The sequence below is a fragment of the Marinobacterium lutimaris genome (genome assembly GCF_900108065.1).
Classification (GTDB): Bacteria; Pseudomonadota; Gammaproteobacteria; order Pseudomonadales; family Balneatricaceae; genus Marinobacterium_D; species Marinobacterium_D lutimaris.
The window spans coordinates 201772-221961 of record NZ_FNVQ01000004.1 but is presented as its reverse complement, the minus strand read 5'-3'; the positions used below and the strand labels follow the sequence as shown (position 1 = coordinate 221961).

Annotated in this window: 14 protein-coding genes; 10 read left to right on the top strand and 4 right to left on the bottom strand. The window is 55.6% G+C overall.

The features are described 5' to 3' along the window. Nucleotides 1-4 precede the first annotated feature (4 nt). The 5 genes from C4S72_RS18050 (at nt 5) to C4S72_RS18030 (ending at nt 8182) form a co-directional block, all read left to right on the top strand. Complete coding sequence (locus tag C4S72_RS18050; RefSeq protein ID WP_104004579.1) at nt 5-4312, top strand: pilus assembly protein; 4308 nt, start codon at nt 5-7, stop codon at nt 4310-4312. An 11-nt stretch (nt 4313-4323) separates the two neighbouring features. Further along, complete coding sequence (locus C4S72_RS18045) at nt 4324-4755, top strand: type IV pilin protein (RefSeq protein ID WP_327332882.1); 432 nt, start codon at nt 4324-4326, stop codon at nt 4753-4755. A gap of 48 nt (nt 4756-4803) precedes the next feature. Further along, on the top strand, nt 4804-5364 hold the full coding sequence (locus C4S72_RS18040; protein ID WP_104004577.1) for a GspH/FimT family pseudopilin: 561 nt from the start codon (nt 4804-4806) through the stop codon (nt 5362-5364). 69 nt (nt 5365-5433) lie between these two features. After that, nucleotides 5434-6534, top strand: coding sequence for a glycine oxidase ThiO (gene thiO / locus C4S72_RS18035; protein ID WP_104004576.1), 1101 nt, complete (start codon nt 5434-5436; stop codon nt 6532-6534). Between the two features lie 19 nt (nt 6535-6553). Continuing rightward, on the top strand, nt 6554-8182 hold the full coding sequence (locus C4S72_RS18030; RefSeq protein ID WP_104004575.1) for an NAD+ synthase: 1629 nt from the start codon (nt 6554-6556) through the stop codon (nt 8180-8182). A 368-nt stretch (nt 8183-8550) separates the two neighbouring features. Here C4S72_RS18030 and C4S72_RS18025 read toward each other — a convergent pair whose 3' ends face one another. From C4S72_RS18025 to C4S72_RS18015, 3 genes are read right to left on the bottom strand one after another with little or no spacing between them, the layout of a single operon-like run. Then, complete coding sequence (locus tag C4S72_RS18025) at nt 8551-9141, bottom strand: molybdenum cofactor guanylyltransferase (RefSeq protein WP_146071922.1); 591 nt, start codon at nt 9139-9141, stop codon at nt 8551-8553. 36 nt (nt 9142-9177) lie between these two features. Continuing rightward, nucleotides 9178-10056 carry a uroporphyrinogen-III C-methyltransferase gene (cobA, locus tag C4S72_RS18020; RefSeq protein WP_104004573.1) on the bottom strand — a complete coding sequence of 293 codons (879 nt, stop codon included), beginning with the start codon at nt 10054-10056 and terminating at the stop codon, nt 9178-9180. Further along, nucleotides 10043-12694, bottom strand: coding sequence for a nitrate reductase (locus C4S72_RS18015; RefSeq protein ID WP_104004572.1), 2652 nt, complete (start codon nt 12692-12694; stop codon nt 10043-10045). Before C4S72_RS18015 ends, cobA begins: the two co-directional genes overlap by 14 nt. A gap of 733 nt (nt 12695-13427) precedes the next feature. Here C4S72_RS18015 and C4S72_RS18010 point away from each other — a divergent pair. The 5 genes from C4S72_RS18010 (at nt 13428) to C4S72_RS17990 (ending at nt 18347) form a co-directional block, all read left to right on the top strand. Continuing rightward, complete coding sequence (locus C4S72_RS18010) at nt 13428-14816, top strand: CmpA/NrtA family ABC transporter substrate-binding protein (protein WP_104004829.1); 1389 nt, start codon at nt 13428-13430, stop codon at nt 14814-14816. Nucleotides 14817-14955: 139 nt separating this feature from the next. Beyond that, nucleotides 14956-15873 carry an ABC transporter permease subunit gene (locus tag C4S72_RS18005; protein ID WP_407657718.1) on the top strand — a complete coding sequence of 306 codons (918 nt, stop codon included), beginning with the start codon at nt 14956-14958 and terminating at the stop codon, nt 15871-15873. A 12-nt stretch (nt 15874-15885) separates the two neighbouring features. Continuing rightward, the gene (locus C4S72_RS18000; RefSeq protein WP_104004570.1) at nt 15886-16755 is read left to right on the top strand and encodes an ABC transporter ATP-binding protein; all 870 of its coding nucleotides are present in this window, start codon (nt 15886-15888) and stop codon (nt 16753-16755) included. A gap of 22 nt (nt 16756-16777) precedes the next feature. Beyond that, on the top strand, nt 16778-17998 hold the full coding sequence (locus tag C4S72_RS17995) for an NAD(P)/FAD-dependent oxidoreductase (RefSeq protein ID WP_104004569.1): 1221 nt from the start codon (nt 16778-16780) through the stop codon (nt 17996-17998). A gap of 157 nt (nt 17999-18155) precedes the next feature. Further along, nucleotides 18156-18347, top strand: a complete 192-nt coding sequence (locus tag C4S72_RS17990; protein WP_104004568.1) for a hypothetical protein — start codon at nt 18156-18158, stop codon at nt 18345-18347. Nucleotides 18348-18859: 512 nt separating this feature from the next. Here C4S72_RS17990 and C4S72_RS17985 read toward each other — a convergent pair. Then, nucleotides 18860-20008 carry a cytochrome-c peroxidase gene (locus C4S72_RS17985; protein WP_104004567.1) on the bottom strand — a complete coding sequence of 383 codons (1149 nt, stop codon included), beginning with the start codon at nt 20006-20008 and terminating at the stop codon, nt 18860-18862. Nucleotides 20009-20190: the final 182 nt, after the last annotated feature.

Sequence of the window (20190 nt, the reverse complement as noted above, 5' to 3'; positions counted from 1 at the left end):
ATAGATGATGAAAGGACTTCGAATCAAAAGCTGGCTCTGTTCTGTCTCTTTGCTGGCGGCCTGCCAGGGCGTTAATGCGGATGTCGCGCAGGAGCCTCTGTTTCTGGGCAGTAGCGTACCCGGCAATATGGCTATAGTCCCTTCGGTTGAATACCCGACGGTAAACAGCTTAGCGAATATTGACCCTTATCGAGAGGCATCAACTTTTCTAGGTTATTTTGACCCCAACAAGTGTTACGACTATAGCGGTAGCGCTAATGAGTCCGAGAGACACTTCTATCCGGTATCGGGAAACGCTTCGAATCACCGCTGTGATGGCGCGTACTGGAGCGGAAACTTCCTAAACTGGGCTTCGATGCAAACCATAGACCCGTTCCGTTGGGCGCTAACAGGTGGCTATCGAGTTGTCGATGAGCCTGATGAAACCTGGATACAAAAAGCTAGAAACTCGGGGCAAAATAATAACCCCGATCGTACTATCTATAATGATAGCGATCACTCAATACGATATGCCACTCCCTTTAATGCCAGTCAGATAATCGTTTCTGCAAAGAATGGTCACGGTCTGGAATTCCAGGTCCCCGCTAATGCTGAATATCTGGGCGATTCTCTGAGTTCTGAACTGCTACACAGTGAGAACTTCAACGGAAGTATTTCTGCTGACTTGAATTATGGATTCCACACGAATGACTATTCATACGGCGGGTCATATGGGAATAGATATTTAAGGAAAAGCAATAATTCCGGTGGTCGAAACGCGAACGATTATATACATAATCGATTTGATATTGATGATGGTGTTATATTTTCTGGTGACTTTTATTTAAATAGTGGTTCGGGAAACAGGGATGCTGCATTTTTCATAGGCGATAACCAAGGTAATGGCTACGGTATTTATGTCTATAGCGGGGATACCAATGGTGGAAGTACCGTTTATATAGATATCTTAGATGGAGGCAACTTAGTAGGGCCATACGTTTCAAGCGGGTGGGCTAATGTGACCCGAGGAGAGTGGCATAGGTTCACGCTTTCGTTTGACGGGGCACGTGCTTTATCTTTGAGTATTGTTGATTCGGATAATAACGAGATTTTTTCTACCAGTGGGAATGGAGATCTAAATGTTGGAAATATCTCCCGGATATACTTCAAAGGGAATGCCGACTATGGGGTTGATAACTTTCGGATAGAACGTTTTGATCCGACAGAGGATAGTGTTTTCAAGTATGAGTCGCTCGGCAACAACAGATATAGAGCAGCTGTGAGGGTTAAAGTCTGTGATCCAGTAGCGGGTCTTGAAGCGAACTGTCAGCCCTATTCTCAAGGGTGGAAGCCTGAGGGATTGATGCAGCAATATGCTGAACAGATTCGTTATAGTGTATTCGGTTATCTGAATGATAATAATGTATTGCGAGACGGCGGGGTTCTGCGCGCTCAACAGAAATTTATTGGTGCGCGCGAGCGTCTCCCAGGATCTGGATGGCAGGACAATAATCAGGCCGAGTGGGATCTGGTAACTGGCGTGATGTATCCTAATCCAGATTCGTCAGACGCTCAGGATACCGAAAATTATTATGGCGTTAATAACGTAAACAGTGGCGCCATGAACTACATCAATAAATTTGGTGAACTAAATAACAATACCTATAAAACGAGTGACCCGGTTAGCGAGCTTTATTATACCGCGACACGTTATTTTCGGAATATAGGGCCTGTTCCTGAATATACAAACAGGGGTCAGAACTATGGAAACGATACGGCGAGGCGCTGGGTCGATAACTTTGCAGTTATTCGTGATGATTGGGAAGATCCAATTCAATACAGCTGTCAAAAGAATGTGATTTTAGGTATCGGGGATGTAAATACACATAGGGATCAAAACTTGCCTGGAAGTAGCTTTACTGGCCCAACACCTAACGTAGAGCCCAGCCTTCCGTCGGCAGTAAATGACGATACGGCCGTTAATGTACATGACCTGAACCAGAAAGTTGGTGAGTTAGAGTCCCTGACCTTAACTGACCAGGGCTTTGGCGCGACCCGTAACCCTGGTTACATGATAGGCCTGGCCTATGATGCGCATACTCGAGACCAGCGCGACGATATACCGGGTAGACAAACGATAGATACCTATTGGGTTGATGTGCTTGAGTATCAGGTACTGAATCGGAGGCAAGATAACCAATTCTGGCTGACCGCCAAGTATGGAGGCTTTACGCCGAAATGCCCTGATGATGAGCCTAACTGTTCACTCCCGGAAATTGAGGGACCTGATGATTTGTCCGAGGCGCTGCCTGAACACTGGTGGTTCACCAATGGAGAAACGCTGACGCAATCAAATGCGAACCTTAAGCGTGCGGATAATTACTTCCCAGCAGGGCAGGCCGATGCGATGGTTGAAGGTCTTGAAAGGGCATTTAGCGATATTGCTGAATCGTTGACGTCCACAGCCACCGCGGTTTCCTTCAACAGTGACCAACTGGTGGCGGGTTCTCTGATATTTCAGGCGATGTTTGATACCAACCGTTGGAGCGGAGATTTGGTTGCTTACTCAATCGACACGAACGGTGGTGTTGGATCTCGGGCATGGAGCGCAGCGGAAAAGTTGGACGCACGTAACATAGGTAGCCGGAAGGTATTCACAAGTGGCGATTTTAGTAATGTAACCAACGGTGCGGTGACCGGTGGACGGAGCTTCACATCAGGGATTGGCTTGGCACCGGATCTCGTTAATTACGTTCGTGGTGACCGGTCTAACGAAAGTGTTGAAGGTTTTCGGCCTCGATCCAGTCGCCTAGGGGATATCGTCAATTCCAGCCCACAATATATCGATAATGAGGAAAACTTTGGCTATTCGGCCCTAGCCGGAAACAGCGAGTTTGGCGATGCAGGTGCGGCATACGCTAGTTATCGCGAAGGTAATGAATATCAGAATAAGCCGCCGGTCGTTGTAGTTGGCGCCAACGACGGTATGCTGCATGTGTTTAATGGCAGTGATACCAGCAGCGGCGGGAACGAGCTTTTTGCTTATGTTCCTGGCTCGGTACTTGGTGGGCTGGACGAATTAGCAAACCCGGGTTATGTGCACCGTTACTACGTAGACGGCACACCGCGATTAGGTGATGCTTGGTTGGGTAGCCATTGGGCTACCCTCGCGGTAGCGACGACTGGCGCGGGTAGTAACAGTGTTTTTGCGCTGGATATTACAGACCCCAATACCATGTCTTCGAGTGATGTACTCTGGGAGTACACCAACGAAAAGATGGGATTTCTTGTGCAGCAACCCTCGCTGGTCGCCTTGGGTAATGGTGACTTCGGGGTCGTGGTCACTAGCGGCTACGAAACGGACCAGGACGAAGGCTATGTTTGGATACTGGATGCCAGTGATGGCCAGGTGATCAGGGAGTTTGAATTAGATACGCAAGGCGGTGAGCTTGGAGCCCCCCTGGTGATCGACCTGGAAAGAGATCGTATTGCTGATCGCATTTATGTCGGTGATACCCAGGGTAACCTGTGGAGAATCGATATCGATGATACGGAGGCTGCCGATTGGGAAGTTTTTGGAACTGGCCAGCAGGGAAGTCCGCTGTTTGTTGCGATGGATGCGGATAACACTCGCCAGCCTATAACAGCGCCTCTCAGTGCTGCTTTTAATGGCAACAACGACCCAATGATCCTGTTTGGAACCGGTAGTTTCCACGAGCAGGGAGATAATATCGTCAGTGACGATCCGCAGGTGCAAACGCTTTACGGTATTTTTGACGAAGGTTCTGCGGTCAGCGGCCGAGGAGCCTTGCAGCAGCAGACGATCACTGCTGAAGTCGATAGAGGGGAGGTGGCGCTGCGAACCACTTCAACTAACGTCCTGACGGCCTCCGATAAGGGGTGGTTTATGGACCTTTATGTCAGTGAAGCCAACGGCGGAACAGGTGCAGTTGGAGAGCGGGTCGTTGCTAGAGCAAGTCTCACTAATGATCTCGTTATATTCAGTACGCTTATTCCCTCCGCTGATCCTTGTGCGGGAGGCGGTAGCAGTTGGTTCCTATCGCTTGATTACAATTCCGGCAGTGCGCTGAATTATCAGGTGTTCGACGTCAATAACGATGGTGAATTTGACGCTGAAGATGGTATCGACGGGCAGGTTTCTTCAGGCTTTTCTGATACGGACGCAGGGGTAAGCAGCGGCAGTATTACTGACCAGGAAGATGGGCGCCAGGTGTTGGTTACCACTGGTTCAAGGAATGTTGATCCCGAAACGGTAAACATCAATGATGGCAATGAGAGTGGCCGTATCGCCTGGCGTGAGCTGACGCAGTAATGGGAGTTAACGTGAAGGGACGTACGCAGGGCTTCACCCTGATTGAGTTAATGATCACGGTCGCCGTGGTGGGCATATTGGCGGCGATTGCCTACCCCTCCTATCAGGAGTATGTGAAGGAATCACGTCGCTCCAATGCGAGAGTCGATCTGCTGCAGTTGGCGCAGTTTATGGAAAGGTATTACACCAGTAATGGCCGCTATACCGCCTCGGGTGGCGTTGCGCCGACCTTGCCTTACAGCCAGTCACCCAAGGATGGCTCGACAAAATATTACGATCTGAGCCTGCCCGCGGCAGCGCTTACAAACAGCACTTATACGCTGCAGGCGGTGCCGAAAGGCGCAATGAACGGAGATCGCTGCGGTACGCTGACTCTCACTCATACGGGAGTAAAGGGCGTTCAGGGCGGGAGTAGCGGTGCGGATGACTGCTGGGGGCTCTGATCTTGAAAAGGTCTGAAACGGCCTGAAACCCAAATCAATGAGGATGTCATGGATGACTCCGAGTTTTTCCCAAAGCCGGGCAAGCTTTGCCCAGGGGATAGCGGCTTTACGCTGATCGAACTGCTGGTCGCTATTACCATACTGGCGATTTTAGCGATGTTGGTCCCTTCTATGGCCGGTATGGTCGAACGGGCTTCCCGTGATTCAACCCAGAAAGACCTGATGTCATTGATGTCTGTAGCGCGATCAGAAGCGATACAGCGTCAGCAGCCTGTGACTTTTTGCCGAGGTGAATCCACTGCCTGCGCGGGCACTACGACGAATCAAGATACCCGCTGGGACGGTGGTTTAATGTTTGTCGATACGAAGCAGACTAGAACGTTCGACACTGCCGATGATGAGCTGCTCCGTTATGTCCCGTTTAATGAGGGTGTGCAGGTGACATGGAACGGCGGCGACGTGATCACGTTTGAGGCTGATGGTAGTGTGACGGGCTACTCGCTGGGTAGCTTCATGCTGACCCACAGTAGTGACTCCAGCACAGTCAGTTGTATAAGAATTTCCATGCAGGGACGCGTGAGGCAGGCGACTGGAGAAGACTGCGATTGACCGTTGTCGCCCTGTTTTTTCAGAAGCTGTTGTAACATCATGCCCTGATGATTTTGTTCGGGGAGCAGTATGAAACATATCCTTATCATCGGCGCCGGCGTAATCGGCCTGATGACAGCACGGGAGCTGGCCCGTGCCGGCGTTAAAGTCACCCTGGTAGAGCGCGGCGAAAGCGCCCATGAAGCCTCTTGGGCCGGTGGCGGTATCGTCTCTCCGTTGTATCCCTGGCGTCATGGCGAGGCGGTAACACGGTTGGCACTCTGGTCGCAGAGCAGCTACATCCTGCTGGCGCAGGAGCTTTTTGCCGAAACCGGGTGTGATCCTGAGCTGCGCCAGAAGGGAATCATCATGGTGGATGTGCATGATGAGGAGGAAGCACTGCAGTGGGGCCATGATCACTACCGTCCGCTGGTAAAAGTGGATAGCGAGTTTATCCATGAGAAAGAGCCTCGCATCAGCGGCGATTTCAGCTCCGGCATGTGGATGCCGGAAGTCGCCAGCATCCGTAATCCCCGCCTCGGTCGCGCCCTGCGCATCAGCGCCTCCCAGCACCCCAATATCGATTTGATCGAGCACTGTGAGGTAACCGGATTTATTCTGGTCGGTGAGCGTGTAGAGGGTGTACATACGTCGAAGGGCGATATTCGTGCGGATGATACGGTTATAGCTACTGGCGCCTGGAGCGGTGGTTTGCTTGAAAGCCTCGGGCTGCGCCTGCCGGTAGAGCCGGTGCGTGGTCAGATGATGGTGTTCAAGGCGCCGGTGGGGTTGATCGACCGTATCGTGATGCTGAACGGTCGCTACCTGATCCCCCGCAGTGATGGCCGTATTCTCGTGGGTAGCACTCTGGAGTATGTGGGTTTTGACAAGCAGACCACGGAAGAGGCGCGGGAGTCTCTGTACAAAACCGCTCTGACAATTCTGCCTGATCTGGCACAATATCCCGTCGAACATCACTGGGCAGGGCTGCGGCCCGGATCGCCGGAAGGAATCCCCTATATCGGCCAGGTCCCGGGTTGGTCCGGACTGCATCTTAATTGCGGGCATTTCCGCAATGGGCTGGTGCTGGCGCCGGCGTCCACGCGTCTTCTCAGTGATCTGTTATTGGATCGCGCGCCGATCATCGATCCGGCTCCCTATGCCGTCGATGGCCGCATTGAACACGACTGACAGGTATCCTTAGGTACAGATGAGTAAGCCGATTCGGGTCGCCATGGCCCAGCTGAATCTTTTGGTGGGTGATATTCCGGGCAACACCGCACGGATTATCGAGACTGCATGTAAAGCCAGGGATGAGCTAAATGCCGATCTGGTCATGTTCCCGGAACTTGCCCTGAGCGGTTATCCACCGGAGGATCTGCTGCTGCGCCCGAGCCTGGAGATCCGTATTGAGCAGGCGCTGGAGCAGGTGCTCAGTGAAGTGCAGGGTATTACCCTGCTGTTGGGTTATCCCCGTTACCGCAACGGCGCCCTTTACAACATGCTGGGTGTCATCCGTGACGGCGAAATTCTCACCGAGTACGCCAAGCAGTGTCTGCCGAACTACCAGGTGTTCGATGAGAAGCGCTATTTCGTCGCGGGCACTGAGCCGGGCGTATTCGATCTGGACGGTTACCCGGTAGGCCTGAGCGTTTGCGAGGATATCTGGCACACCGCTCCGGTTCAGCAGCTCAAGGCGGCTGGCGTACGCCTGATACTCAATATCAACGCCTCTCCCTTTGATTCCAAAAAAGCGGAACAGCGTGCCGATCTGCTGGCGCGCCAGGCACAGACTGCAGGCTGCCCGATTCTCTACGTCAACCAGGTCGGCGGCCAGGATGAGCTGATTTTCGATGGCGGTTCCCAGGCGGTGGATGCGGCCGGTCGGCAGGTCTTCGCAGGTGCATTTTTCGAAGAGGGGTTGTATGCCTTCAGTATCGATCCGGTACTGGGTCAGGTCACTCCTGAACAGCCGACGATCGAGGCGCCTTCCTTCGAGAAGTCTGTCTATGATGCCCTGGTGCTGGGCGTGCGGGATTACGTCAATAAAAACGGCTTCAAGGGAGTCGTGCTCGGTCTGTCTGGCGGTATCGACTCTGCGGTAACCGCCGCCGTTGCCGTGGATGCCCTGGGTGCTGACCGGGTGGAAGCAGTGATGATGCCGTTCCGTTATACCTCCAGCATGAGTGTGGAAGATGCCGCCGCAGAGGCAGATCTGCTTGGCATCCGCCACAGCGTGATCTCCATCGAGCCGATGTATGAAAGCTTTATGGCGGCGCTGGCGGATGAGTTTGCCGGTACCAAGCCCGATACCACGGAAGAGAACCTGCAGGCGCGCTGCCGCGGTGTGCTGTTGATGGCGATCTCCAATAAGAAGGGATACTTGGTACTGACCACCGGTAATAAGTCCGAAATGGCGGTGGGTTACTCCACGCTTTACGGTGATATGGCCGGTGGTTTCGATGTACTCAAGGATGTACCGAAAACCCTGGTTTATCGGCTGGCCAGCTACCGTAACAGCCTCTCGCCGGCGATTCCGCAGCGCGTTATCGATCGTCCGCCGTCTGCCGAGCTGGCGCCGGATCAGAAGGACCAGGACAGCCTGCCTGAGTACGATGTGCTGGATAAGATTCTGGAGCTTTACGTCGAGCGTGACTTCAGCGCCCGGGCGATCATCGATGAAGGTTTCGCCGAAGCCGATGTAAACCGGGTGGTGCGTCTTGTAGATATCAACGAATACAAGCGACGTCAGTCACCAGTGGGGCCGCGCCTGACCCAGAGAGGTTTTGGCAGGGACCGGCGTTATCCGATCACCTCTGGCTGGAAACCGGGCGAATAACCCGGTAGGAGGCGCGTCTCGCGCCGATTGAGCCTGGCACGGCGGCTAATTCGTATTAAGTCGGTTGATCGCGACGGGGCGTCGCTCCTACGGAGGGGCAGCCGGATCAGCTGGTGGGAGACGCACCTCGCGCCGGTTGAATGGGGCACAAATAAAAAAGGCTTGCACACGTTCCGTAGTGCAAGCCTCTTCGGCATCCTGCCAGCTTTCCTTTGCAATACCGGGTGCATCCTGCGCCCGCGAGTTTCCATACCCACATCCGAAATGGCATCCTGCCATTGCTGCGATCCTGTCAGCGGATGGCCTAATGATGCTATCTCGAAGCACGCTGGGCTATAGGATTTTTTCCTAAACTGCGGGGCGAAGAATTATTTAGATTTAGCCCGGTTCAGGTTCAGCATCAGGGATTCGGTCAGTTCTACGGCCACATGGGGCAGAGCATCAATGGCGCGCATCAGGCGCTGCTCACCGCTCTGGTGGATAAACTTAAGCAGCTCTGGCCTGACCGATTGAGGTAACAGGGCATGAAGTGGATGATCTCTGCCATCGGCACGCAGGTAGACCCAGTGTCCAGGGTAGTTAAGGCTGACATCAATGAGTGTCTGCATATGCTCAGGGCCGACGTCGGGCGTATCGCAGGGCAGAATCAGTAGATTGCTTTCGGGTAGATCGGGCAGGAGAGCAGCTAAGGCTCTGAGCGGGCCAGGGAAACTGTCGTCCGGATCCGAAATCAGTGGAAAGCCGAAAGCGGCGTAAGCCTCCTGGTTCCTGTTGCAGTTGATGTAGATCTGCTGGCAGTGAGGTTGCAACGCCTGCAGCGAGTAGCTGACCAGGGGCTGGCCATCATGATCGATCAGGCCTTTATCCTGGCCGCCCATACGGCGCCCACGGCCGCCCGCCAGCACCAATCCCGTATAGTTTTTTCTATCGTTTCTTATTCTGTTGTTTTCGCTCGACACGACCGCTGGTACTCCTCGCAAAGATCGCGCCCATTGTCAGGCGACCTCCTGCGCTCTGGCAAGGGCTATCGCCTGCTGCTTTGCAGAGCGCGTAACCTCACCTACGATAATCAGGCTTGGGGTCTTGAATCGAGCCTGTTGTGTCTTCTCAACCACGGTGTCGAGCGTAGCCAGCAGGTTGCGCTGGTCGTCGCGGGTACCGTTTTCGATCAGCAGAATCGGCCAGTCGGCCGGCAGACCGTGTTTCTGCAGCCGGGCGCTGATAAAGGGAAGTGCCTCGAGGCCCATATAGAACACCAGCGTCTGATCGCGGCGGGCCAGCGATGCCCAGTCGTGGCGCAGGTGATCGACATGATGGGTGGCGGTGATAAAGCGTACCTGATGCGCACTGGCGCGGTCTGTCAGCGGTATGCCCGCCGCGGCGGCACAGCCCGAGGCCGCGGTGATTCCGGGTACGATCTGCCAGTTGATGCCGGCGCTGTTCAATGCATCTATCTCTTCAGCCATGCGGGCAAAGATGGCTGGGTCACCGCCTTTTAAGCGCAGTACGTTTTTGCCTCGGTAAGCTTCGGCAACCATCAGCTCGCCGATTTTTGCCTGAAGTACGCTGTGATTGCCCGGTGACTTACCGACATAGTGCCGCTCGGCGTTGGCAGGTATCAGGTCGATAATCTCTTTGCTGACCAGTCGATCGTAGATCACGACCTGAGCATTGCGGATCAGTTGATCGGCGCGAACGGTGAGCAGGTCTGCGGCACCGGGGCCACAGCCGATCAGATGAACCCGGCCCTTCGTCGGGTAAATGGGCTTTTTATCGACGGTATCGGCAGGAGATGTTGTTTTATCGCTCCGTCCAAGCAGGACAACACGGCTCAGAATCTGCGCGAACGGTGAGAAAGGTTTACTCAGAAACATGGTCGGCTTCCTTGGCGCTCTCAGCAATCAGCGCCTTTAGTTCGGGGAGGCAGGAACCGCAGTTGGTTCCACATTTGAGTTGCTCACCCAGCTTCTCGGCTGAGTCTGTGCCGGCGTGGATTGCCGCCAGAATCTCTGTCTCGCGCACCTGAAAGCAGCTGCAGATCACGGCTCCGCAGTTTGAACTACCCGCTTCGCGCGCTGCCAGAAGCTGGCGGCGAGCATCCTGATCGATAGAATCCCTGGCGAACTGGGTATCCAGCCAATCCAGCTCCGGCAGATTCTGATCCGGCTCGATCAGCAGCACCCATTCGAGCCGGTCACCCTTAAAACTGCAGCCACGGAAACGTCCCTGGTTGCGGTCTTCCAGCATCAGGTCCGGTTTGCGGCCCAGATTTTCTGAGCACCAGGCTGACCAGTCATCCACGGCGTTGGTGGCGGCCAGGCGGAAGCTGGTGCAGTGCTGCAGTGGAACACGGCTCCAGTACTCACTCGGAGGAGTGGCGTTTGAAACTGTGATCAGGCGAGCCTGCCAGACTGTTTTCAGAGCCGAAATCGATGCTATGCCCTGTTTCGATTCCGGCTGGCCGGAGATCGGGTCGACCACAGCGTCGATCAGATCGCCGCTGATCGCGGCGGATGTAAACTGGGCGTTCCAGTGCATCGGGATAAACAGCTCGCCTGGACGCTGGGCTTCACTCAACTGTGCCCTGGCAACGTAGCGGCCAAGTGCGTTTTCAAGCACGGCGATATCGCCTTCGGCAATATCGAAACGCAGGGCATCCTTGGGGTGGAGTTCGATAAACGGCTCGGCTCTATGCTGTAGAAGTCGGGCGGCGCGTCCCGTGCGGGTCATGGTGTGCCACTGATCCCTGATCCGTCCGGTGTTGACCACCAGTGGATAGCTTTTGTCCGGCTGTTGCTGCGGCAGGCTGGGCTCTACCGGCAGCAGGCGAGCTTTGCCGGATGGCGTGAAAAACTGGCCGTCTGTGAACAGGCGAGCCGTTCCCAGCGGTGCTGTAGCGTTAACCGGCCACTGGATGGGCTTCAGCGCATCGTATTCGTGATCGCCAATCTCTGTGAGCCCACTGATATCGAAGCCCCTGCGGCCGTTGTTTTCAAACCCGGAAAGCGCAGCGTGCTCGCGAAAGATCGCTGCGGGGCCCGTATAAGAGAAGGACTCGGCAAAGCCCAGGCGTTTGGCCACCTCACAGATAATCCACCAGTCATTTTTTGCAGCGCCGGGCGCGGGAATCAGTCCGCGCTGGCGCGAAATTCTGCGATCAGAGTTGGTTACGGTGCCATCTTTCTCTGCCCAGGTGGTGGCGGGCAGGGCGATGTCGGCAAGTTCCAGCGTATCGGTCTGTGTCATGCATTCGGAGACGATCACCAGCTCGCATTTCTCCAGCGCGGCGCGAACCTGGCTGGCGCGGGGTAGGCTGACGACCGGGTTGGTGGCCATGATCCAGACCGCCTTGATCTCACCGCGCTCGATGGCCGAAAAGAGTTCGACCGCCTTCAGCCCTTCGGTTGTTGCCATGTTGGGAGCGGCCCAGAAACGCTGTACGCGATCGATGTTCTCGGCGCTGGAAAAATCCATATGCGCGGCCAGCTGGTTGGCAAGCCCGCCCACTTCGCGCCCGCCCATGGCGTTGGGTTGGCCGGTTAGTGAGAAGGGACCCATGCCGGGCTTGCCGATACGTGCCGTTGCTAGATGGCAGTTGATGATGCTATTGACCTTGTCGGTGCCGCTGCTGGACTGATTGATCCCCTGGGAGAAGAAGGTCAGCGTCTTTTCGGTGTTACAGAACCAGTCGACCAGGGTGTCCAGATCGGCCTGCGGAAGATCGGTCAGCCGGGCTGCTGTGGATAGATCCGGGACGCTGCGCTGGGCTGCCGCAAGCGCTGCATCCAAGCCCTCGGTATGCTGTTCGACGTAGTCTCGGTCAATCTGTCCGCGCCGCTCCAGCTCAACCAGGAGCGCATTGAAAATAACCGCATCGCTGCCGGGCTTCAGTGAAAGATGCAGGTCCGCCAGTTCTGAGGTCGCGGTGCGGCGGGGGTCGATCACAACAACGCGCAGCGAGGGATTGGCTGTCTTGGCGGCGGTCATGCGCTGAAACAGAATTGGATGGTTCCAGGCGGCGTTTGAACCCACCAGAACCATCAGTTCGGCGTGGTCTATATCCTCGTAGCTGCAGGGCATCAGGTCGCCGCCGAAGGCGCGTTTATAACCGGCAACGGTGGATGACATACACAGGCGGGAGTTGGTATCCACCTGGCTGGAGCCGATGAAGCCTTTCATCAGCTTGTTGGCGACGTAGTAGTCCTCGGTCAGTAGTTGGCCGGAGAGATACATGGCGACCGACCGCGGGCCGTGCCGTTCGATGATGTTGGCCAGCCGTTCGCTGACGCTGTCCAGGGCCTGCTCCCAACCGGTTTCAACACCATCCACCTGCGGCTGCAGCAGCCGGTCGTGCGTTCCTGTGGTTTCATGCAGCGCGCTGCCTTTGACGCAGAGCCGCCCGCGATTGGCGGGGTGATCGCTATCGCCGGAGACGGCAATGATCGCCTGATCCTGCACCTGGGCAGTAACGCCACAGCCGACACCGCAGTAAGGACAGGTGGTATTGTTCATGCTTCAGCCCTGCAAAAAAAAACGCCTGAACCTCAGTCCTGCAGAGCAGGGTGAGATTCAGGCGCCTTTGCCATCTATCGGAAACGTCGCTAAGACATTTCCGTGAAATTGTTGATTAACTGTCCATAAACCAAGCAATTCTGATGCCATTCGTAGGTGTGTATGAATTTCAAAGAGTTAGCTGAAAGGATGGTTTTGGGCTCTGCTTTTTATGCCTCCCTAACATGCATCGCGCACTCAGGTGGTGCGAAACCTGGCGTGTCATCAGGTGTAAGGAGCTCCCTCCGTCTGCTGGTTTATCAATGCCTCCAGTGAGATTCGATCAGGCTCGTTAGGCATATAAAGAATGACCTGTTTTTTGCGCGGCATCAGGGGACCGTCTAATGACCAGTTTCAGGAAAAGGCTGCTCTATTTTTGATCAAAAAACGGCCGATCCTGCCTGATCTCGGTGCGATTTTTCTGTGCAGAGCAGCTAAGGAAAAGAACAAATGTAGACTATGAGTTTGTTTTTTATGAATTAATAAAAAACTGGCACAGGCTTCGCTTATGTTTTGGCAGATCGGTGGCGTGCCGTCTTGCTCTCAAGAGCCAAGGTTGAAAGCAGATTACCCGCCCCGAATGCTCTTTTAGAGCCTGACAATTAGCGAATTCGGCAAAGGCGCCGTTCCAGTATCACAGACCGAGGTTTGTGGTGCAGGAACGGCGCCTTTTTTTGTTTCTGGAGGAATGGATATGAAAAAGTTTAATCGTCGTTCTCTGTGTAAACGCATGCTGCTGGCGGCATCCATCGGCCTGGCTTCTGGCACCCTGTCTCTGCCGGCAGTTGCGGAAGTAGGTTATGCCGAAAAAGAGGAACTGAAGTTTGGCTTCATCAAGCTGACCGATATGGCGCCGTTGGCGATCGCCTACGAGAAGCAGTACTTCGAGGACGAGGGTCTCTATGTAACTCTGGAAGCCCAGGCGAACTGGAAAGTGCTGCTGGATCGCGTGATCGATGGGCAGCTGGACGGCGCTCATATGCTCGCAGGTCAGCCGCTGGGTGCGACCATCGGCTTCGGCACCAAGGCGGATATCATCACCGCGTTCAGCATGGATCTGAACGGTAACGGTATCACCGTTTCCAACGATATCTGGGAACAGATGAAGCCCAATATCCCGGTGGGTGAAGATGGCAAGCCGGTACACCCAATCAAGGCCGATTACCTGAAGCCGGTTGTGGATAAGTACAAGTCCGAAGGCAAGCCGTTCAACATGGGCATGGTGTTCCCTGTATCTACCCACAACTATGAGCTGCGCTACTGGCTGGCTGCCGGTGGCATTCACCCGGGCTTCTACGCTCCGGAAAAGGGCGACACCAGCGGCCAGTTGCAGGCCGATGCGCTGCTCTCAGTGACTCCGCCGCCGCAGATGCCGGCGACCATGGAAGCGGGAACCATCTACGGCTACTGCGTTGGCGAACCCTGGAACCAGCAGGCGGTGTTCAAGGGTATCGGTGTGCCGGTGATTACCGACTACGAAATCTGGAAAGACAACCCGGAGAAAGTGTTCGGTGTCTCCAAGGAGTGGGCGGAGAAATACCCCAACACCCATATCCGTGTGGTCAAGGCGATGATTCGTGCCGCCAAGTGGCTCGATGACAACAACAACGCCAACCGTCCGGAAGCGGTGGAGATCCTGTCACGCCCAACCTATGTGGGTGCGGATGAAGAGGTAATCGCCAACTCCATGACCGGTACCTTCGAATATGAGAAGGGCGATGTGCGCGATGTACCTGACTTCAACGTCTTCTTCCGCCACAACGCGACCTACCCGTACTACTCCGATGCGATCTGGTACCTGACCCAGATGCGCCGCTGGGGCCAGATCTCCGAGTCCAAGCCGGACAGCTGGTACATGGATATCGCCAAACAGGTTTATCGCCCGGACATCTACGCCATCGCTGCCAAGGAGCTGATCGCCGAAGGCAAGATGGATGCATCTGAATTCCCGGATTTCGATAGCGAAGAGGGCTTCAAGGCGCCGCAGACCCAGTTCATTGATGGCGTGACCTACGACGGCCGCAAGCCTAACGAATACCTCGAGAAGTTCTCTATCGGCCTTAAGGGCGACCAGAAAATCTAATCCCCGCGCGCAGCCCGATCCGGGCTGCCTATCCGGGAAGGAGAGATGACCGATGACTAGCATCCGCATGACACTGGCCGGCGTTTCCAGTATCGCCGGGGTTAAATCCAATGACACCCTGGGCAGCTGGTTTAAGCGCATGCTTGGCACCCTGGGTCTGCCGCTGCTTGGCCTCGCTGTGTTCCTGTTTATCTGGCAGGCCGGCGCCAAGCAGATCGATACCTCGCTGGGCCAGTTCCCTGGGCCCACCCAGGTCTACGAGCAGATGAGTTCGCTCTACGCAGAACATATCAGCGAGCGTGAGCGCGAAGCAGACTTCTATCAGCGTCAGGAAGCCCGCAATGCCGAGCGTGTGGCCAAGGATCCCAGCTATGTGCCGAAGATCCGTGAATACACCGGCAAACCGACCTTCTTCGACCAGATCGGTACTAGCCTGGTGACGGTCCTGGCGGGCTTTGCCATCGCTGCGATCATCGCGATTCCTCTGGGTATCTGTATCGGTCTGAACGCTTCGCTGTACGCGGCGTTGAACCCGATTATCCAGCTGTTTAAGCCGGTCTCACCACTGGCCTGGCTACCGCTGGTGACCATGGTGGTCAGTGCGGCTTACGTGACCGACGATCCGATGTTTGCCAAGTCATTTCTGACCTCGCTGTTCACCGTGGCACTCTGCTGCCTCTGGCCGACGCTGATCAATACGGCAGTGGGTGTGTCTGCGGTCAGCCAGGATCTGCAGAACGTCAGCAAGGTGCTGCGCCTGAGCTGGATGACTCATGTAGTGAAGATCGTGCTGCCGTCATCGGTGCCGATGATCTTTACCGGTCTGCGTCTGTCGCTGGGTATCGCCTGGATGGTGCTGATCGCAGCGGAGATGCTGGCGCAGAACCCGGGGCTGGGCAAATTCGTCTGGGACGAGTTCCAGAACGGCAGCTCCGATTCCCTCGGTCGCATCATGGTCGCGGTCCTGGTGATCGGCCTGATCGGCTTCCTGCTCGACCGGATCATGTTGCTGCTGCAGCGCCGTGTGTCCTGGGACAAAAACGCAATTACCCGTTAAGGAGGGCTCATCATGACCAAGCATCTTGAACTGACCGGTGTATCCATCGAGTTCCCGACGCCGAAGGGCTCCTTCAAGGCGTTGGATAACGTAAACCTGAAAATCGCCCGCGGTGAGTTTGTCTCGCTGATCGGCCACTCCGGCTGCGGCAAATCCACCGTGCTCAATATTGTCGCCGGCCTTTATCAGTCCACCACCGGTGGTGTGGTGCTGGATGGCAAAGAGGTGAACGAGCCTGGCCCAGAGCGCGCGGTGGTGTTTCAGAATCATTCGCTGCTGCCCTGGCTCACCGCCTATGAAAACGTGGAGCTGGCGGTGAAGCAGGTGTTCAAGGGCAAGAAATCCAAGGCGGAGATGAAGGCCTGGATCGAACACAATCTGGAACTTGTCCACATGACCCACGCCATGCACAAGCGCCCGGATGAGATCTCCGGTGGTATGAAACAGCGTGTTGGTATCGCCCGTGCGTTGGCCATGGAGCCCAAGGTGCTGCTGATGGATGAGCCGTTTGGTGCCCTTGATGCGCTGACCCGTGCCCATCTGCAGGACTCTCTGATGGAGATCCAGAAGGACCTGAACAATACGGTGATCATGATCACCCACGATGTGGATGAAGCGGTACTGCTCTCCGACCGTATCGTCATGATGACCAACGGCCCGGCAGCGACTGTGGGCGAGATTCTGGATATCGAGCTGGAGCGGCCACGCAACCGTATTCAGCTGGCCGATGATGCCCAGTACAACCATTACCGTCATGAAGTGCTCAGCTTCCTCTACGAGAAGCAGCGCAAGGTTGAGGATATTGGCCAGCATCGCTCGCAGAAGGCTGCGGCGGATAAAGCTCAGGAGACCGCACCGGCAAAAAAGCAGGCCCAGGCCTAAGCGATGGATGAGGGATAAGGCCATGAGAAAACTGGTTGATCTGCTGATTATCGGTAACGGCATGGCCGCCAACCGGCTGCTGCAGGAGTTGAGCAAACAGCCCAGCCGGCCCGAGTCGATCCTGGTGATTGGTGAAGAGCCTCGGCCGGCCTATAACCGGGTGCTGCTGTCCCCGCTGCTGGCGGGTGAGCTGAATGAATCTGATCTTCAGCTTAACGGCGTGGAGTGGTACGCAGAGCAGGGCATAGAGCTGCTGTGTGGCGACCCCGTTCAGGATCTGGACCTGTCGATGCGCCTGGTCAGAACAGCTCAAGGCAAGGTGGTTCGGTATCGTCGGTTGGTGTTCGCCACAGGCTCACGCTCAGCGCTTCCGGCTATCCCGGGCGCAGGTCTCAGCGGAGTGATGGGTTTTCGTACCTGGGCCGATGTCGAGACGATGCAGGCGCAGGCGGCCAAGGGAGGTTGCGCGGTGGTTGTCGGTGGCGGCCTTCTCGGGCTCGAAGCGGCGGAAGGGCTGCGCAAACTGGGTATGCAGACCAGCGTGTTACAGCGAGGTGCCTGGCTGCTCAACCGACAGCTGGACCAAAGTGCTGCCAGCCTGCTGCAGCAGACGCTGGAGGAACGCGGACTCGAGATCCATACCGATGCCGGTATTGAGCTGATTGAAGGCGAGGCGGGAAGGGTGAGCGGCGTGATGCTCAAGGATGGGCGCACGTTGAAAGCCGATCTGGTGGTGCTGGCGGCGGGTATCGCCCCGGAAATCACGCTGGCGCAGGCGGCGGGGCTTATCTGCCATCGGGCGATAGCGGTGGATGCGAGACTGCAGACCAGTGATGAGCGGGTGTTTGCTCTGGGCGAGTGCTGTGAATTTGCGGGCCAGACCTACGGCCTGGTGGCGCCTATCTGGCGTCAGGCAGAGGTGTTGGCCCAGGTGCTCGCCGGCCAGGACCTGAGCGGGTATGTCGAGCAGCCCGTCGCGACCCAGTTAAAGGTGAGCGGTATCTCACTGTTCTCCTGTGGAGAGGTTGATGCGAAGGATGCTCAGGTGCTGGAATATCGTGATGTGGGGCAGCGTGAGTATCGCAGACTCTGGTTACGTGACGGGCGTCTCGTCGGCGCGGTGTTATATGGCGATACCCGTTTCGGCCCCGAGTACTTCAAGGCCTTGCTGGCGGAAGAGGATCTCTCCGCCCAGCGTGAGTCGCTGCTGTTTGGTATTGCGGATCAGCAAAAGGTTGCCTGAGCACCGGCGCCGGAGTGTTTGTTCAGACTTTAAAATAATAGTTGAGATAAACTCAACTAAGAATCAAAAAAGGATCGTTTTTACTCAGCCAGGTGGCTACGTATCATAGGCCTCAAGTTAGACATTCAACTAAAGTCGAATCCAAAGAGGTGCCACCATGGCTGAACAAAATCTTACTACTGCTGAAATCGCTCGTCGTAACGGTTGCGAAGATCCGATCGTCCTGGCTCAGATCGAGCGCGCTGAATACATCGCTGACCTGATCCACGGCCTGACCAGCTGGGTTTCTGCTAAAGCTTCCCAGGTTGCTCACGAAGTATCTGCGCTGTTCCACCGTCACGCTCACTGATCGGTAGAACAGCCCTCCCCAGGGCTGGGGATAGAATAAAAAAGCCCTTTCTCTTCTTTATGCGTTCCTTGTGACGTTGCTTGTAACGTTCCTTGTAAAAAGCACCGCGTTAAAACTGGTTACAGTATCCGCTTTATCTCTGTTTTATCTCGAAAAGCCGTTATCGCCCGATTGTCAGCACGTTAGCACGTTGAGTCCCCCGGGATCGCTGTATGGCGTAGCAAGGCTATTGCTTCTATATCCCGTTCTACTCCGTACCTGATTCAGCCGGCGTAAGTTCGCACTACCAGACGTGGTAGGAGGCGACACCCTCGTCGCGATCCCCGCCGAGGCTCGATATGCCCTTGGTGTTGCTGGCTTTAATCGGCGCGAGGCGCGCCTCCTACGATGGGTGTGGCATCGGTTTTTCGTAGGAGCGACGCCCTCGTCGCGATCACCCGCCAGGGTTTGAATTACCCGCCGTGCCAGCTTCAATCGGCACTGGGTTATTATGCCCCTTGGGTGCGGGCCTCCTACTGCGCTTCATAGCGCTGATCGGTCAGGGTCTTCATAAAGGCGACCAGGGCATCAACACGGCGATCATCCAGAGCCGGGGCATCCTTTAGGATCTCTTCGGACAGGTTGCGCTCCACCTCGGCTGTATTCCAGGGATTACCTGTTTCCGGGTTGATCGCCCGGGCCGGATTGCGGCTGTTGTAGTGGTCATAAAACAGCACCACTGTGCGCAGATCTTCGAAGACGCCGTTGTGCATGTAGGGGCCGGTAACCGCCACGTTGCGCAGTGTCGGCACCTTGAATTTGCCATCACGGGTCGGGTCGTCGATGCTGGCGTTGGCGGAGAGTCCCAGGTCGATATCGCGATCCAGCGCCGGATTCATCGGTACGCCGATATTGTGGTAGCTGTAATCGCTGAACGTTTCCTGTTTGTACATCGGCGTCTGACTCAGCTGATGACACTGGTTGCAGTTGGTGAACTGCTGAGAGAAGAACAGGGTGCGGCCCAGTTCCTCTTCGGCGGTCATCTTGTACTCGCCGCGCAGGTAGCGGTCGTATTTGGAGTCGAACGGCGAGAAAAACTCGGTTTTTTCAAATGCCTGGATACTGTCGCCCAGCGCCTGATAGGCCCGTTCAGGGTCTTTCAATATCGCATCATCAAACAGCTTCGCAAAGCTCTGCTGATAGTAGGCGTTTTCGCGCAGCCTCTCGATGATCGCTTCCTTGCTGGGCATCCCCATCTCCGCTGGGTTCAGCGGCGGCCCCATCGCCTGGTCGGCCAGTGTCGACGCACGACCGTCATGAAATTGCCCACCTTTATAGCTGCCATCCTCTGTTTGATGAAACGCCGGTGAAAACGCCGCATAGCTGGCGGTGGGCGCATTACGGCCGCCGTGGGAGCTACCATCGTCGCCGAGAGAGTCCGGTGTGCGTTTGGGATCGACAAAACCGCTGGATGGGTCGTGGCAGGTGGCGCAGGACTGGGTACGGTTTTTCGACAGGTTAACGTCGAAATAGAGCCGCTGGCCCAGATCGGCCAGGCTGGTTGCAGCCTGGATATCGTTACCCGCGGAGTTGGCGGTGTTGGCTGTTTTCTGGCAACCGGCCAGCAGTGAGCCCAGTAACACCGCTACGGCGGTGGGAAGCACAGCGTTGTAAAGCTTCATGAGAGACCCTCTTAACCGGCGCGGACAGCCTGACGTAACGAGAATAAATAGCAATAAATAGAATCAATAAATAACCGGACGAAATGTCACGTTAATTTTTGAATGATACATATTATCACTCGCATTACAAAGCGGGGAGAGATGCGCTTTGTCGAAGGTCAAAATCGGTGTGGATGATGCCA